The sequence below is a fragment of the Janthinobacterium glycogeni genome (assembly GCF_051380725.1).
Taxonomy (GTDB): domain Bacteria; phylum Pseudomonadota; class Gammaproteobacteria; order Burkholderiales; family Burkholderiaceae_D; genus Janthinobacterium.
This window is the reverse complement of sequence record NZ_JBNYXP010000012.1, coordinates 70,900-87,118: the sequence shown is the minus strand read 5'-3', so window position 1 is coordinate 87,118 and position 16,219 is coordinate 70,900. Positions and strand designations below refer to the sequence as shown.

The following is a 16,219-nucleotide window of genomic DNA, read 5'->3' as shown; positions in this document are numbered from 1 at the left end:
AGTGACTTCACATGGCCTCCGGGCCGGCATTGGCCGGGACCACGATTTCGGTAACAGAGGAATCGGGCGGTACGTTCATCGCGCGCAGCGCGTTGGTCGCAATCGCCGCGAAAGCGGGAGCGGCGACCTGGCCGCCATAGTGGGCAGGGCCGGTCGGTTCATCGATCATCACGGCAATGATGAAGCGCGGCGCCGACATCGGCACCATGCCCACGAAAGAGCCGATGTATTTGCGCGGCATCGCGTAGCGGCCGTTTTCGACCTTATAAGCGGTACCCGTCTTGCCGCCCACGCGGTAGCCGGCGACCTGGGCGCGCTTGGCCGAGCCGTGCGCGCCGGAGACGACCAGTTCGAGCATGGCGCGCATTTCGGCGGCCGTCTTTGGCTTGATCACCTGCTGGCCCACAGGCAGTTCATTGACCTTCTGGAACGACAGCGGAATCGTGTCGCCGTCGCGCGCGAACATCATGTAGGAGCGCGCCAGCTGGATCAGCGACACGGAAATGCCGTTACCGTAGCTCATGGTCGCCTGTTCCACCGGGCGCCACGATTTATACGGACGCACGCGGCCGGCCACGGCGCCGGGGAAGCCCCATTTCGGCTGCTGGCCGAAGCCCACCTTGGTAAACATTTCCCACATTTCCTGCGACGGCATGCCCAGCGCGATCTTCGAGGTGCCGATGTTCGACGACATCTCGATGATTTCGGAGACATTGATCACGCCGTGCGGCTTGGTGTCGGTAATCGTGCGGTCGGCGATGGTGTAGCGGCCCGGGCCCGTGTCGATCAGGGTGGTCGGTTTGACCCGGCCCGTGTCGAGCGCCAGGGACACCGTGATCGGCTTCAGGGTCGAACCGGGTTCGAAGGTATCGGTCATGACGCGGTTGCGCAGCTGCTGGCCCGTGAGCTTGCGGCGGTCGTTCGGGTCGTAGCTGGGGTAATTGGCCAGGGCCAGCACTTCGCCCGTGTGCACGTCGAGCACCACGGCGCCGCCGGCCTTGGCGTTGAATTTCTCCACCGCTTCCTTCAACTGCGTGAAGGCGATGTACTGGATCTTGCTGTCGACGGACAGGGTCAGGTCCTTGCCGTCATGCGGTTCGTGGATGAAGCCGATGTCTTCGACGATGTGGCCCAGGCGGTCCTTGATCACGCGGCGGCTGCCGGTGGTGCCGACGAGGGTTTTCTGCTGCGCCAGTTCCATGCTTTCCTGGCCCACGTCTTCCACGTTGGTAAAGCCCACCACGTGGGTCATCACTTCGCCCTGTGGATAGAAGCGCTTGTATTCCTTGCGCTCGTCGATGCCGTCGATGCCGAGCTTGGAGATCTTGTCGGCCACGTCCATCTCGACCTGGCGTTTCAGGTAAACGAAGCTGCGGTCCGAATCGAGCTTCTTGCGCAATTCGTTGACGTTCATTTCCAGCAGGCCGGCCAGCGCATTGATTTTCTCGGGCGACGCCTGCAGCACGTCGTCGGGAATCGCCCAGATGGCCTTCACGGGCACGGACGAAGCGAGCACCTGGCCGTTGCGGTCGGTGATCTTGCCGCGCGTGGCCGGCAGTTCCAGCGTGCGCTCATAGCGCGCCTTGCCCTGCTTTTGCAGGAACTGCGTCGACACGCCCTGCAGCCACAGGGCGCGCGCGCCCAGGCCGGCGAAAGCGAAGAACAGCAGGAACAGCACGACGCGCGAACGCCAGACGGGCAGACGCACCGCCAGTACGGGGTTCTTCGAAAATGGCACACCTTTCGATGCCGCCACCCGGCCGTTGCTATTACCGCCCAACTTCATTATTCACCCTCCGTCAGGTATTGCGTACGCGCCGCCGTCAGCGGCGTCATGCTCAAGTCGCGCCGCGCGATCGATTCGATGCGTTCATGCTTGCCCAAAGTGGACTGGTCCAGCTGCAGTTGCGCCCAGTCGATGTCGAGCTGGCGCGACAGCGCTTGCGCGCGTTCCAGGTCGATCAGCAGGTGGCGCGACTGGTACTGCGCGTTCACCAGCGACAGACCGCAGCACACCAGCAGGGCCGACAGCACGACACACAGCTTGCCAGTCATCGAGCGCCGCCACTAACTGGAATGGGCAAACGCTGCGCCACGCGCATCACGGCCGAACGCGAACGGGGATTGCCCTCGATCTCGGCGTCGGACGGCTTCATTTTCGAAATCAGCTTCATTTCCGGCTGCGGCAAGTCGACCGCGCGTATCGGCAGACGGCGGTCAGGCTGCTCCACGTTCGCCTTCGAGGCGAAGAAGCGCTTGACCATGCGGTCTTCCAGCGAATGAAAACTGATCACGGCCATGCGCGCGCCGGGCGCCAGGCAGGCATACGCCTGGTTCAGACCGATCTCGAGATCCTCGAGCTCTTTGTTAATGAAAATGCGTATGGCCTGAAAGGTGCGGGTAGCGGGGTCCTTACCCTTCTCGCGGGTCTTGACGGCGCCTGCCACGATGCCGGCAAGCTGTCGTGTGCTTGAAATTGGCTGGACTGCCCGGCCAGCAACAATCGCCTTTGCAATCTGAAAAGCAAACCGTTCTTCCCCATAATCGCGTATCACTTTCTCTAAATTCTGCTCGGTTTCCACCGCCAGCCACTCGGCCGCGGAGACGCCGCGCGTGGTATCCATGCGCATGTCCAGCGGTCCGTCGTTACGGAAGCTGAAACCGCGCGCCGCGTCGTCGACCTGCGGCGACGAGATGCCCAGGTCGAGCAAAATGCCGTCCACCTGCCGCACACCGCGTTCGGCCAGGCTGGCCGTCATGGTGGCAAAGCTGTCATGGACGATCTGGAAACGGGGGTCGGCAATCTGTTCGGCCGTGGCGATGGCCTGCAAATCCTTGTCGAAGCCGATCAGGCGCGCGTCATCGGCCAGGCGCGAGAGGATCAAGCGGCTATGGCCGCCTCGGCCAAACGTGCCGTCGACGTAAATGCCGTGCGCGCGGTCGCCCGTCAGGTCGAGCGCATCGACCGCTTCATCGAGCAGCACCGTGCGATGCTGAAATTCCGGCACCGTGAGTTGTGTCATTACGGAGCCTTAGAAAGAAAAATTGGAAAGTACATCGGGGGTGCCGGCATCGATCGCCTGCTGTTCTTTGTCGGCCAATTTGGCGGCATCCCATATTTCAAAGTGGCTGCCCATGCCGATCATCATCACTTCGCGCGCCAGCCCGACGGCATTGCGCAATTCAGGCGAAATCAGCACGCGGCCCGCCGAGTCCAGCTCGACGTCGACGGCGTTGCCGAGGAAGATGCGCTGCCAGGCGCGCGCCGACATGGGCCAGGCGGCGATTTGCTGGCGGTGGCTTTCCCACACGGGACGGGGGAAAAACAGCAGGCAGCCATCGGGGTGTTTGGTCAGGGTCAAACGGCCTTCGCATTGAATCGCCAGCGCGTCACGGTGCTTGGCAGGGATAGACATCCTGCCTTTGGCATCGAGATTGATTGCGGACGCGCCTTGAAACACGGAAGACCTTTTTTTGAGCTTGGCTTGCGACGCTTGCGCATCGCGATGGAAAGGGAAAATTTCCCACAAAAACACACTTTTTCACACAGTTGCCCACTTTAGAGGAAGCAAAGATAGTGGTCAAGCGGTTTCCGATTGGCAAAACAGGAATTTTATTAATGAAATTAAGGACTTAGCGCAGATCGTTGAAGGAGTCTCAAATAAAAATATATCGATAAATTAGATACTTATGAAAGATAGTGAATGTGCTACCTCATCTGCACACATGTGTTTTCCTACCGTAAACATCGAAAAAAACGAAATCAAAAAATTGAATTTTTTACAGTTAGTTGACACATGACAATACTTTCGTCATCCAGGCACAACGGCCAGCAGCGGCAGAGAAAGACTTGGTTTAAAGCAAAAAACAATCGCCCATGGTGCATACCCGCCCTGTTTTCCGGGCCTGGCCTGACACGGGAAAATTATTTTTGCGCTGCAGCAATTAATTGGAACTAAGAAACTTTAACCAATTGTTCATCTTTAGTTGTATATACAACTTTATCTTCGTTGCTATATTTTTAGAAACAAAAAAAGCCCCGTTGCGGGGGCTTTTGCTTGGTGCGCAGCATGCAAAATGCTGTGATCAAGATACTCCCCGACAAGCCAGGGAACAGGAATTCAAGTGAAGCAGGCCGATAGGCCGGATTTTGTTACGGCGCCTTCCCTTGCAGGTTGGCGCTATGACAGTCATTCCTCTAGGCGCCAGATTACTCGGGCGCTCAAGCTTTCTACCCGCACGCTCCGCGAGCAGCATCATCGCGTGCCTATTTGAAATTGCACCAGGTGGAGGTTACCGCGTTTCACCGTAACTTAATACGCTCGTCTCTGTGGCCCTATTCCTCGCCTTATACCTTGCGGCTTTCGACGGACGGCCGTTAACCGTCACCCCGCTCTATGGAGTCCGGACCTTCCTCCCGCCAGCGCATTGCTGCGCCGGCCAGCGACTGTCTGGCCTGCTTCACCCGCCATTGTACCGCGCCGCAGCATGTTTCTGCAAAAGCGCGCCGCACCAGCCGGGCGATTGTGTAATTCGGTGTCGCCATTTCAAAAGCCGGGCCAAATCGGCTCACATAGAATGAATGGGGCAAGCTGCCTGCATGCAGGCGCATGCGCACCGCTTGCCCCATTTCTTTGCCACCCAACTAGAATATAAAGAGCCGAACATGACGCAACAACCCCGTACCGGCGGCCAGATCCTGGTCGATGCCCTGCAGATCCACGGTGTCGACACCGCCTTTGGCGTGCCTGGCGAAAGCTACCTGGATGTGCTCGACGCCCTGCACGACTCGGGCATCCGCTTCATCATCAACCGCCAGGAAGGCGGCGCCGCCTTCATGGCCGAAGCCTACGGCAAGCTGACGGGCAAGCCGGGCATCTGTTTCGTCACGCGCGGTCCGGGCGCCACCAACGCCTCGATCGGCGTGCACACGGCTTACCAGGACTCCACCCCGATGATCCTGTTCATCGGCCAGGTGGGCAACGATTTCGTCGACCGCGAAGCATTCCAGGAAATCGACTACCGCCGCATGTACGGCCAGATGGCCAAGTGGGTGGCGCAGATCGACCGCGCCGAGCGCATCCCCGAATACCTGGCGCGCGCCTTCCAGGTGGCCACCAGCGGGCGTCCCGGCCCCGTCGTGCTGGCCTTGCCCGAAGACATGCTCATTTCGCTGGCCACGGTGGCCGACACGCGCGCCTACCAGAGCGTGCAGGCGGCGCCATCGGACGCCCAGCTGCAGCAGCTGCGCAGCATGCTGGCCGCCGCGAAACAGCCGCTGGTGTTGCTCGGCGGCACCACCTGGACGCCGCAAGCGTGCGCCGACCTGCAGCAGTTCGCGGAAAGCAACCAGCTGCCCGTCGCCTGCGCCTTCCGCTTCCAGGACTTGCTCGACAATGCACACCCGAACTACATCGGCGACGTCGGCATCGGCATCAACCCGAAACTGGCCGCGCGCGTGAAAAATGCCGATCTGGTCATCGCCATCGGCCCCCGTCTGGGCGAAATGACGACGGGCGGCTACACGCTGTTCGACTCGCCCGTGCCGCGCCAGCGCCTGGTGCACATCCATACGGACGCCGAGGAGCTGGGCAGCGTTTACCAGGCCGAACTGATGATTAACAGCGGCATGCCGCAAGTGTGCGCCATGCTGGCCGCCATGGCCCCCGTCGACGCATCCGCCTGGCAACATACGCCCGCGGAAGCCAAGGCCGAGCTGGCCGCCTACCAGGAGCAGCCGCCCATCTTCCGCGATGGCCAGTCGCCGCTGGACCTGTGGCAGGTGACGCAGGAGATCATGGCGCAAGCACCTCTTGATACCATCCTGACGAACGGCGCCGGCAACTACGCCTCATGGGCGCACCGTTTTTATCGCTACGGCGGCCTGCGCACCCAGCTGGCGCCGACGAACGGCGCCATGGGCTACGGCGTGCCGTCCGGCGTGGCGGCGAAGATCGTGCACCCGGATCGCACCGTGATTACGTTCGCCGGCGATGGCGAATACATGATGAATGGCCAGGAACTGGCCACCGCCGTCCAATACCAGGCGGGCGTGGTCATCATCGTCTTCAATAACCAGATGTTCGGCACCATCCGCATGCACCAGGAACGCGACTACCCGGGCCGCGTGTCGGGCACGACCCTGCACAACCCCGATTTTGCGGCGCTGGCGCAGGCATACGGCGCGCACGGCGAAGTGGTCAATACGACGGAAGAGTTCGCCCCTGCCCTGCAGCGGGCGCTGGCGCATGCCAGGGCGCACAACTTGCCGGCCCTGATCGAGCTGCGCTACGACGGCAACCTGATCACGCCGAACGCGACACTCGCCACCATCCGCGCGAATGCGGAAAAGGCGCAAGCGGCCAAATAAGCCCCTTGCGAGGCTGAAAATAGCAAAGGCCCGGTCGATACCGGGCCTTTTTCTTGTTGACGGCGGTGATCGCTCAGGCGGCGGGCACTGGCGCGCTTTCCTGGGACGGCACTGCCTCGGCCGGCGCTTCCGGCATCGGCGGGCACGGCGTGCAGTTTTTCAGGGGGCGGCCGAAATCGCGCACGCGGCTCAGCTTCATCGGCATGCGCACGTTGCCGCCGCAGTAATCGCCTTCCAGGGTCAGGGTCTGGCCATCTTTGGAAAACTTGCCGACGATGGTGCGCTCTTCGCTGTCGGCGCCGGCGATGGTGAAGTCGAAGGCGCCCGTGGCAGCGTCCAGGTTGACGTCGTTGGCCACGATAGGCCAGCTCAGGGCGCCTGCCGTGAATTCATAGATGACGGAATCGGCCTCGGCAAAGCGGTGCAGGGTGACGCGCTGGCCGCCGATTTCGCCGCTATCCTTTTGCAGGCACAGGTCGGAGTAGACGGCCACGCCATAGCGCTCCAGTCCGGCCGGCTTCTTGCCCTTGACGGCGGCAAAAGCGGCGCCCGTGGCGCCAGCGAGCAGCAGCGCGGCCAGCATGGCGGCCAGGCGCGGCGAGGTGAATGAATACATGGCATTCCTTTACTTGGGTAACGGCGCCATTATAACTGGCGCCGCACATGCAAAAACGCGCCGCCAGGACTAGCCTGGAGACGCGTTTCTTTGCTGGCAGACATCCCCGGAGGGATGGCTGCAGCGGAACTAAGCTTCGCTTGCGCGAGTATTAGAACGAGTGACGAACGCCAACGTTGAAGGCTTTGTCGCCCGTACCAACATTGCTGTTGTTACCAACGGTGTAGCCAGCGTTGTTTTTGTTCTTGATTTTAGCGTACGAAGCGTAGGTGCTGGTGCGCTTCGACAGAGCGTACGAGTAGCCCAGTGCCCATTGATCAGCATCAGCGTTCGTACCAGCTTTGTCGTTCGTGCGGATGAACGAAGCCATTACGGTGCCAGCTGGGCCAACAGGTACGGTAGCGCCAACCAGGATGTTGTTGCTGTCGTTGCTGTAAGCAGCGGTATTGTAGTTGAACGAGTTGACGGTCGAGAACGTGCCGTCAGCGTTTTCCTTGGCGTTGTTAGCTACAGCGCTGTTGTTACCTTTGTTGGAACCGTATGCGATGTAAGCTTTAGCAACTGCGAAGTCGTAGTTAGCTGCAGCCAACCAGTTACGTGCGCTACCGGATTCGGTCGTTGCGGTGTCGTTGCTGGTGGTGTTGTAAGCCAGACGTGCGTTCAAAGGACCGTTCGAGTAGCCAACCGACGCGCCGATTTGACGACCGATTTTGTTCGACTCAGCTTTTTCGCCGAAGGTGTAAGCCACGTCAGCGTCAAAGCCGTTGAAGTTTGGCGTGGTGTACAGCACGGTGTTGCTGGTGCGGGTCAGTGCTTTCGATGGGAACAAGTTCTTGGCCGAACCAGCGTAGCCCACTGCGAATGGATCAGCAACTTTCGACAGGGTGTTGTACCAAGGCGTGTATTGACGACCCAGGGTCAGGGTACCGGTCGTTTTGCTGCTCAGGCCGATGTACGATTGACGATTGAAGATCGAACCAGCTTTGTCTTGCGTACCATTGTCTACGCCGAAGCCCGATTCCAGAACGAACAGTGCCGACAGGCCGCTGCCCAGATCTTCGGTGCCTTTGAAGCCGATACGGGAAGCCGAAGCAATGCCGCTGTCCAGTTTGTTAACGTTGCCGTTAACGCCGCCGCGCTCGCTGACGAAACCAGCGTCAACGGTACCGTAGATAACAACGCTCGATTGAGCTTGGGCTACGCCGGTGGCTGCTGCCAGAACTGCCAGGGTGATCAGAGTTTTTTTCATTGCGATTTCCTTTAATTTTTGAAGCAAAAAGTAATACAGCCTATGCATCTCGAGCTGCGCTCTAGCAGAGCGCTTTTTATGAGTGAGGGCAAGGTCTCCACCTGCCACATTGCTGTTCCGGTCAGAGGAACATTCATATCGGTATCGGCACGCTATTGCACCGATAAGCTTGAAGGCTGCATAACGACCGTCATTCGTGCGCCGGTTCGGTGCTCAAACGGCACCGGAAGCGGCACTATAACGACCGTTTCACATTCCATCAAGTTCCAACATGTTACTTCCGGTACCAGGCCGGGGGCTTTTTCAGGCATCCCGACCATCGCCAACCGTACTACGCGACAGAGCCAGTGCCCCTTGCCAACCAATGCATTGGCCTGATTGACCATTCCATCATAGCGCATGCCTAGTCGACACCCGTTGTATTAGTGCAACAGTATCAGGCGAGTGATTAAAACGTCAACATGCTTTACCCCTCATTTGCCCTCCAAGATTTACGCGACAAAGCGCACAATTTGTCAGGCGATAATGGATAAACGGGATGAAGCATACACGGCATCGGCAATGTTTGCTGCCGAACGCCCAAAAACGGGAATGCATGTGCCCATTTTTGGTGCGTTGCCGCATTATTCAGGGGCGTAGGAGCTATTTTCGACGTCGGCGCACGCGTCAAAAAAATAGGCAGAGTATCAACACAATTACTGACTTTCCGGTAATTTAAATTGCTCACATAGAAATGTTTTCCATGTTTTCCAGCCTACGCTTCCACCATCCGATTGGAACGGATGAGTACGACTCTTGCTTGCAAATTGCGCATCACTTGAAACAATTTCTTACAATGTTGCCTTCTCAATATTTTGAGATATTTGTGTCAAAAAAACGACACTTTGACCGAAATCAAGTTTTCAGCGGCTCCATTCCACACCTTTTACTTTTCTTTTTTGCATTTTTTTCTTAAAGGCATAGAAAAACAAGCTTAGCGCTGGCTTGCCCGCCGGAGCAGGCGCATGAAACCGCCCAGCAACGGCAGTTTTTCATACAACTCTTCCGCCACATCCCAATAATCGCGGTGCACGAGCACCCGTCCCTGCGCATCGAAGCGCACATGTGTCGCGCCGCGTATGCATTGTTCGCCAGATACCAGTCGTTTCATGCGGAAGCGAAACTCCCAGGTCAGGAAGGCTTGCTGCCCCTGCCCCAGGCTTTCCAGCACGACAAACCGGGGCGCATCGACCTGCGCGAACATGTGCTCGAAGATGGCCAGAATGGCGGCATGCCCCGCCACCTCGTTGAACGGGTCCTTGAAATGGGCGTCTGGCGCGTACACGGCGCCCAGCTGAGCCAGGCTTTCCAGACTCAGGTGCTCGTAAAATGCCACCAGACGCGCCAGCGCCTGTTCCACGCCTTCCGTGTCCAGCATGCTTGTGCTCATACGCCCGTCACCTTGCGGATCAGCCAGAAATAGGCGCGGTACGGCAACAGCCGCGCCAGGCGCATGGTATTGGTAAAGCGTTTGGGAAAGTGGATGTGAAACTGCCCCCGCTCGATGCCGTCGAGCATGGCGGCCGCCGCATCCTGCGCCGTCATCAGGGCCGGCATGGTGAAATCGTTGTTCGCTGTCAAAGGCGTGGCGACAAAACCGGGGTTGATTTGATACACATCAATCCCGCGTGGATGTAAATCCAGATACAGCGACTCCGTCAGGTTGATCAGCGCGGCCTTGCTGGCGCCGTACGCGAGCGCCTTGGGCAAGCCGCCATAGCCGGCCACCGAGGCGACGATGCCGATGCCACCGCTGCCCTGGCGCAACAGCCACGGCAAAGCCTGTTCCAGGCAATTGAAGACGCCGCCCACATTCAGGGCCAGCAAGCCTTGGGCCGCCTCAAGGTCGAAGCTATCGGCGCGCATGGCCTGATAGCCGCCAGCGACCACCAGTATCAGGTCGATATGCGTCCACTGCCGCTGCAACTCCACGCACACGGCCCGCACTTGCGCATGCTCGGTGATATCGAGCGGCAATGCCTGCGCCAGCGGCTGTCCCTCGCACAACTGCTCGAGGCTGGCGCGGTGACGGGCCGACAGGGCCACGCTGGCGCCTTGCCCCAGCAGCAAGGTGGCGCAGGCGGCGCCGATGCCGCTGGAAGCGCCGATGATCCACACGCGTTTGCCGGCCCAGCTGGTGATCTTGCGATTCATGGGGCCGCCTGCGGACGCTTGCTGAACGATAGAGTGACAGCGCCCAGGCTGAAGCCGAACTTGCTCATGGCGGCGCGGTTCAGCATGACCTTGTCGTCCATCAAGAACATCCAGTCCTCGAAGTCGACGTGGTAGACCGTGCCATCGACGGGCAGCGCCAGCACGTATTGCCAGCGCAAGGCATTGCCAGCCACTTCGCCGACGGCCTCGCCGATCACGTCGGGCGCCGTGCCGATGAAGCGCCCGGGCGCCGTCTTGCGCAAGGTCCACACGCGCCGTTGGCGGCTGCCGTCCGAATACGTGAAATCCTCGTCCAGAATACCCGTCTCACCCTGCCAGCTGGCGCGCATGACCACGGTAAAACGTTTCACGACCTTGCCGGAGCGGTCCTGGAAGATGCCGTGGGCGTCGAGCGTGCCGTTGAAGTACTGTTGCAGGTCCAGCTTGGGTGTTTCCTGCGCGTAGGTGGCGGGCGTGGGCGGCGTGGAACAGGCGGCCAGCGCCAGCAGCAAGGCGGCGGCCGTCATGCCGCGCCGGCAGCATTTCATGAGGTACATGGTCGATACTCCCCGGGTTCACTATATATATGTTGTAGCGGCGCGCGCCACAGCAGCAGCGCCGCCAGCAATTTCAAGGCGCAGGGCAGCAAGGCGTAGGCGGCAGCCAGGGCCGGCAAGCCGCTGCTGCTGTTGCCTGGCACATAGCCGAGCCAGGCCAGCAGGGGCAAGGCGATCCCGGCCGCCAGCGCCAGGCTCATTTGCACGCCCCAGTTCCACCAGCCGAAGTATGCCGCTTCGTGCCGCCCGGCATGGCCTGCCGCGGCTATCAGCCCTGTCAGCAGGGCTGGCGGCAAGGCCAGGTCGGCGCCCAGCGCCAGGCTCGACAGCAGGCAAATCGCGGCAAAGCCCCAGACGGCGCCCGCGCCCAGGCCATATGCCCAGACAAACACGGTCGCGGCCAGCAGCATGGCGCCGCCCCAGGCGCGCGCCTCGCCAAAGCGGCGCGCCAGCGCCACCCACACGGGCATCGAGGCGGCCGCCGCGCAAAAGTAGACGATCAGGAACGGTCCCGCGTAATGCCCCAGGCGCAGATAATCGCTGGCAAAGAACAGGAACAGGGTGGCGGGGATGGCGGCCGCCACGCCGTTGACGAGCAGGACGGCAAACAGCCAGCGAAACGCGCGCTGGCGAAAGGGCAGCTTCCAGCCTTTGCCGGAAACCGCTTCCCCGGCGCTGCGCAAGGCGGGACGCGGTGCGCGCGCCAGCAGCAGCGCACCCGCCCCCAGCAGGCAGAAGGCAAAGGCCAGCGACAAGCCGTCATAGCCGAGCACGGAAGTCAGGCCGGCCGCCAGGATCACGCCGAGCAAGCCGCAGCCTTCGCGCACGGCCGCCACGCGCGCACGCTGGCCGCGCGCCTGGCTCAGGGCCGCGCCCCAGCTCTGGTGCGCGATGCCGGCCAGGCCATAGGCGGTGTAGACGAGCAGCAAGGCGGCCAGGAACCAGGCCAGGGTAGCCGCTTGCGGCATGGACGGCGGATGGAACAGGGCCCCGAAGCCCAGCAGCAGCAAGGGCAAGGCGGCGCCGACAAGCACGGCATAACTGCGCCCGCCGCGCGCCATCCAGGCGCCCAGGGCCGGATCGATGAAGGCGGCGGCGATGCGCGCCGCCAGCAGCACGGCGCCGATCTGCGCCAGGTCAAGACTGCTGCGCTGCGCATAAAACGGCGCCACATAAATATAGATGGGCAGCGCCAGCATGGCCAGCGGCAAGCCGAACAGGCCATAACTGAACAAGGCCGGCAAGGTCAACGCGCTAGCCACCGATTTCATGGCAGCGGCGCCGCATTCAGCAGCAAGGCCGCGCGCAGCTTGGGCGCCGTGGTCGACGGCGCGAGCCAGATGGCGAAAAATGCGCGCGCGAAATCCCCATCGCTCACGTCGGCCAGCACCTTGCCATCGAGATAAAAGCGCACGCCGGGCGCGATGCCGGCCCGGTAGACGCCCGCGATACGCTGGTCCTCCTTGACGTCAGGAAAGATGCGCTGCATGGTGGCCAGCCACGCCAGGCGCTGCTCCGGCGTGCCGGCGCCGATTTTCTGCATCTGTTCATAACTGGCTTCGGCGATCTTCTTGCCGTCGAGCGAGCGCGCGTAGCGCAATTCCAGCACGAAGGGCGCCGTCTCGGACGCCGCGCCCTGGTAGCCTTGCGGTCCCACCCACAGTTGTGCCCGATAAATACGCATGCCGAACCACGTGTATTCGCCCTCCCCCGCCAGCCGGGCCTCGGGCACGTCGGCGGCGATAAAGGCAGGCGGCGCGGCCGCGGCGCCCAACATGGTCAATGACAGCACAACAGTGGCAAGCAGGCGGCGCATGGTCAGTCCTTCACCAGGGTAAATTGCATCACATCCGTGTTGTGCGCCTGGAACGCGGCCTCGCAATATGCGAGGTAAAACTCCCAGGTCAACAGGAAACGGCCATCGAAACCCTGCTTTTCCAGCGCCGTGCGCTGGGCCAGGAAGCTGGCGCGCCACTGGCGCAAGGTTTCCGCGTAATCGAGGCCAAAGCGGAAAGCATCTTCCACGCGCAAGCCCTGCGCCTCGGCGGCGCGGCGAAATTCGGCCGGAGAAGGCAGCATGCCGCCCGGGAAAATGTACTGTTGAATGAAATCCGTGCTCTTGCTGTAGCGCTCGAACAAGTCGTCGGCGATGACGATGGTCTGGATGCAGGCGCGACCGCCCGGCTTCAGGTTGCGCGCCACACAGGCGAAATAGCCGGGCCAGTAGCGTTGCCCCACGGCTTCGAACATCTCGATCGAGGCGATGGCGTCGTACTGGCCGGCGCTGTCGCGGTAATCGCGCAGCTGCAGGTCGGCCTGCCCTGCCAGCCCCGCATCCTGCAGGCGCTGGCGCGCATATGCCAGCTGTTCTGTCGACAAGGTCAGGCCCGTCACGTGGGCGCCGTAGCTGCGCGCCGCCGTTTCCGCGAAACCGCCCCAGCCGCAGCCGATTTCCAGCACCTTGGCGCCTGGCTGCAATTGCAGCTGCTCGGCGATGCGCCGGTATTTCGCCCCTTGCGCCTGCTCCAGGCTGGCGCCTTCGCTAAACAGCGCACTCGAATACGTCATCGACGGATCCAGCCACAGTTGATAAAAGGCGTTGCCGATGTCGTAATGGGCGTGGATATTTTTCCTGCTGCCCGCGCGCGAATTGCGGTTGAGCAAATGCCGCAGCTTGTAGAGCAGATTGCCCCACCAGTTGCCGTAGATCAAGGACTCTATCTGTGCGCGGTTGCGTATCATCAGCTCGATCAAACCCGGCAAATTGTCCGTGCGCCAGTCGCCGGCGATAAACGTTTCCGCAAAACCGATGTCGCCCGAGCGCAGGACGGCCGCGCACAGCCGCCAGTTGTGCAAGTCCAGGGTAACGGGGTGGCTGGCGTCGCCGTACAGCAAGATGCTGCCATCGGGCGTGCGCAGGCGCAGCGCGCCATGCTGCAGTTTTTGCAACAGGCGCACGATCATGCGCCCGGCAGCGGGCATGTCCAGGTGCGCATGCCCATGCGAGGGAGTGGAACTGCTGCGCGCATGCAGGCCGGTCGGCAGGGAGTCGGAGCTCATCGGGACACCTTTTCTTGTGGAGGGTGGGGTTTGCTGAAAAACGGCACACGGCGCAGCCACAGGCGCAAGGCTTGCCAATGGATGCGCGCCATCACGCCAAACGTCATCAGCGGGTAGCGCAGCAGAGCCCAGGCGATGGCGCCATCGCGCAGCGGCTGCGCCGTGCCGGACAAGCTCGTCTGCAAAATAGGACCGTCGAGGTCGTCATAATCGACCCGCGCCAGGTGGCGCTCGCCATCCTGTTCACTGTTGCGCAGGAAATGGAAACGATAATTTCCTTCCACTTTGCAAAACGGCGACACGTGGAAAATCTTATTGGCGCGCAACTCGCTGCCATACGCGATGGCCCCGCCCTGCTCGAGCAAGTACAGGTGGCGCTCGCCGAAGGTATTGCGCACGTCGCAGACCACGGCGCGCAGCGCGCCGTCCGGGCGGTGGCAAAACCAGAAACTGACGGGATTGAAGACGTAGCCGAACAGGCGCGGCATGGTTTGCAGCCAGATTTCGCCGCCCGCGTCATCCACGCCGTGCTGGCGCAGGAGGCCGTCGATCCAGTCCAGCAGCGGCGTCGTGCCGTCGCCATGGTCGCTGTCGCGGAAGGACAGCACATTGGCGCGGTTGCGCGAGATCAGGCGGGCAGGAAAATCGTGCGCGCCCAGGCTGCGCAAGGGCAGGCGCAGATAAAACATGCCGTAACTGAAAGCATGGGCACGCGGACGCAGCCGCGCATGCCGCACCTGTCCCAGGCACAGCTGCGGCTGCGGCGGCACGGGCGGCGATGAGTTACGCGGCATGGCCGAGCTCCGCCGCCGCCATGCCATTGAGTATTTGCGCCACGGCCAGGCCCGACTTCAAGCCGTCTTCATGGAAACCGTAGCCCGTCCAGGCGCCCGCGAACCACGTGTGCTGCGCGCCCTGGAAACCGGCCAGGCGCGCCTGGGCGGCAATGGCCGCGCCATCGAACACGGGGTGGGCATACGAAAACGCGTCGATGATGCTGGCCGGATCGGGCTCGTCAAGCGGATTGAGCGAGACGATGACGGGCGTGGCAAAGGGCAAAGGCTGCAACTGGTTCAGCAAATAATGCACGCAGACCTGCGGCGATTCGCCCTCCTGCGCGGCCGGACGGCCCTGGTAATTCCAGGCCGACCAGGCGCGGCGGCGCTGCGGCAGGCAGGAGGAGTCCGTATGCAGCACGGCCCGGTTGGGCTGGTAGCGCACGGCTTCAAGCACGGAGCGCTCGTCGTCGCGGATGTCCGCCAGCAACGCCAGCGACTGGTCGCTGTGGCAGGCGAGCACGACGTGATCGGCATGCTCGACGCCGGCCGCCGTGTGTAGCTCGACCATGCGCGCGCCGCCGTGCGGCTGGCGTCGCACGGCCAGCACGGGGCACGCCAGGCGCTGCTGCGGAATGCCGGCCAGCAGTTTTTCCACGTACACGCGCGCGCCGCCCCGCACGGTGCGCCATTGCGGCCGGTTGCTCACTTGCAGCAAGCCGTGGTTGTGGCAGAAACGGATGAAAGTGGCCAAGGGAAAGGCCAGCATCTGGCGCGCCGGGCACGACCAGATGCAGGCGGCCATCGGCAGCAGATACCAGTGGCGGAACTCGTCACCATAGCCGTGCAGGTCGAGAAACTCGCCCAGCGACATGGCCGGCGCCAGTACGCCGGCCATGGCCAGCGCGCTGGCCTGGCGGTTGAAACGCACGATATCGCGCAGCATGCGCAGGAAGGCGGGGCGCAGCAGATTGCTGCGCTGCGTGAACACGGTATCGAAATTGGCGCCCGCCCATTCCAGCACGCGGGCATCGGACGAGGTGCCCAGCGGCATCTTCACGGAAAACGACATGTCGCTGTCGGCCGCCTCGACACCGAGTTCGTCAAACAGTTGCACCAGGTTCGGATAGGTGGCGTGGTTAAACACGAGAAAACCCGTGTCGACGCCATGCGTGACGCCGTCGAGCGTGACATCGACCGTATGACTGTGGCCGCCAAAATAGTCGCCCGCCTCGTACAAGGTAACATCCTGGCCCGCCTGCGCCAGGCGATAGGCACACGACAAACCTGCAATTCCTGCTCCGACGACGGCAATCTTCATGAGTACACCTGTATTAAGTTTGTCCTGGACAAAACGAGCCTCACGGATAATCGATTAAATATTGATTTATGTCAATG

General features: G+C 61.6%; 15 protein-coding genes and 1 other RNA gene. 1 reads left to right on the top strand and 15 read right to left on the bottom strand.

Going from position 1 to position 16,219, the window contains the following annotated elements; all coding sequences use genetic code 11:
• Positions 1-7 precede the first annotated feature (7 nt).
• From ACQ4W4_RS23050 to rnpB, 5 genes are all read right to left on the bottom strand, one after another.
• Positions 8-1,786 (bottom strand): peptidoglycan D,D-transpeptidase FtsI family protein, encoded by a 1,779-nt coding sequence (locus ACQ4W4_RS23050; RefSeq protein WP_152254313.1) that lies wholly within the window; start codon positions 1,784-1,786, stop codon positions 8-10.
• Positions 1,786-2,055 (bottom strand): cell division protein FtsL, encoded by a 270-nt coding sequence (ftsL, locus tag ACQ4W4_RS23045; RefSeq protein WP_034748894.1) that lies wholly within the window; start codon positions 2,053-2,055, stop codon positions 1,786-1,788. Before ftsL ends, ACQ4W4_RS23050 begins: the two co-directional genes overlap by 1 nt.
• On the bottom strand, positions 2,052-3,023 hold the full coding sequence (gene rsmH, locus ACQ4W4_RS23040; RefSeq protein ID WP_436543929.1) for a 16S rRNA (cytosine(1402)-N(4))-methyltransferase RsmH: 972 nt from the start codon (positions 3,021-3,023) through the stop codon (positions 2,052-2,054). Before rsmH ends, ftsL begins: the two co-directional genes overlap by 4 nt.
• A gap of 9 nt (positions 3,024-3,032) precedes the next feature.
• A complete protein-coding gene (mraZ, locus tag ACQ4W4_RS23035; RefSeq protein ID WP_034748899.1) occupies positions 3,033-3,461 on the bottom strand; it encodes a division/cell wall cluster transcriptional repressor MraZ in 429 nt (142 codons plus the stop codon).
• Between the two features lie 662 nt (positions 3,462-4,123).
• Positions 4,124-4,463, bottom strand: an RNA gene (gene rnpB, locus ACQ4W4_RS23030) — RNase P RNA component class A.
• Between the two features lie 203 nt (positions 4,464-4,666).
• Here rnpB and ACQ4W4_RS23025 point away from each other — a divergent pair.
• A complete protein-coding gene (locus ACQ4W4_RS23025; protein ID WP_436543928.1) occupies positions 4,667-6,370 on the top strand; it encodes a thiamine pyrophosphate-binding protein in 1,704 nt (567 codons plus the stop codon).
• A gap of 73 nt (positions 6,371-6,443) precedes the next feature.
• Here the strand turns inward: ACQ4W4_RS23025 and ACQ4W4_RS23020 are convergent, their stop codons facing one another.
• The 10 genes from ACQ4W4_RS23020 to ACQ4W4_RS22975 all read right to left on the bottom strand — a co-directional run bounded on the left by ACQ4W4_RS23020 (position 6,444) and on the right by ACQ4W4_RS22975 (position 16,142).
• Positions 6,444-6,986, bottom strand: a complete 543-nt coding sequence (locus ACQ4W4_RS23020) for a hypothetical protein (RefSeq protein ID WP_436543927.1) — start codon at positions 6,984-6,986, stop codon at positions 6,444-6,446.
• Between the two features lie 151 nt (positions 6,987-7,137).
• Complete coding sequence (locus ACQ4W4_RS23015) at positions 7,138-8,235, bottom strand: porin (RefSeq protein WP_099409845.1); 1,098 nt, start codon at positions 8,233-8,235, stop codon at positions 7,138-7,140.
• A 973-nt stretch (positions 8,236-9,208) separates the two neighbouring features.
• Positions 9,209-9,664, bottom strand: a complete 456-nt coding sequence (locus ACQ4W4_RS23010) for a nuclear transport factor 2 family protein (protein ID WP_436543926.1) — start codon at positions 9,662-9,664, stop codon at positions 9,209-9,211.
• Complete coding sequence (locus tag ACQ4W4_RS23005) at positions 9,661-10,428, bottom strand: SDR family NAD(P)-dependent oxidoreductase (protein WP_436543925.1); 768 nt, start codon at positions 10,426-10,428, stop codon at positions 9,661-9,663. Before ACQ4W4_RS23005 ends, ACQ4W4_RS23010 begins: the two co-directional genes overlap by 4 nt.
• On the bottom strand, positions 10,425-10,985 hold the full coding sequence (locus ACQ4W4_RS23000; RefSeq protein ID WP_436543924.1) for a DUF3833 domain-containing protein: 561 nt from the start codon (positions 10,983-10,985) through the stop codon (positions 10,425-10,427). Before ACQ4W4_RS23000 ends, ACQ4W4_RS23005 begins: the two co-directional genes overlap by 4 nt.
• On the bottom strand, positions 10,973-12,256 hold the full coding sequence (locus ACQ4W4_RS22995) for an MFS transporter (RefSeq protein WP_436543923.1): 1,284 nt from the start codon (positions 12,254-12,256) through the stop codon (positions 10,973-10,975). The genes ACQ4W4_RS23000 and ACQ4W4_RS22995 overlap by 13 nt, the downstream gene beginning before the upstream one ends.
• Complete coding sequence (locus ACQ4W4_RS22990; protein ID WP_436543922.1) at positions 12,253-12,801, bottom strand: chalcone isomerase family protein; 549 nt, start codon at positions 12,799-12,801, stop codon at positions 12,253-12,255. Before ACQ4W4_RS22990 ends, ACQ4W4_RS22995 begins: the two co-directional genes overlap by 4 nt.
• Positions 12,802-12,803: 2 nt before the next feature.
• Positions 12,804-14,045, bottom strand: a complete 1,242-nt coding sequence (locus tag ACQ4W4_RS22985; RefSeq protein ID WP_436543921.1) for a class I SAM-dependent methyltransferase — start codon at positions 14,043-14,045, stop codon at positions 12,804-12,806.
• Positions 14,042-14,839 carry a DUF1365 domain-containing protein gene (locus ACQ4W4_RS22980; protein ID WP_436543920.1) on the bottom strand — a complete coding sequence of 266 codons (798 nt, stop codon included), beginning with the start codon at positions 14,837-14,839 and terminating at the stop codon, positions 14,042-14,044. Before ACQ4W4_RS22980 ends, ACQ4W4_RS22985 begins: the two co-directional genes overlap by 4 nt.
• The gene (locus tag ACQ4W4_RS22975) at positions 14,829-16,142 is read right to left on the bottom strand and encodes an NAD(P)/FAD-dependent oxidoreductase (protein ID WP_436543919.1); all 1,314 of its coding nucleotides are present in this window, start codon (positions 16,140-16,142) and stop codon (positions 14,829-14,831) included. The genes ACQ4W4_RS22980 and ACQ4W4_RS22975 overlap by 11 nt, the downstream gene beginning before the upstream one ends.
• Between the last annotated feature and the right edge of the window lie 77 nt (positions 16,143-16,219).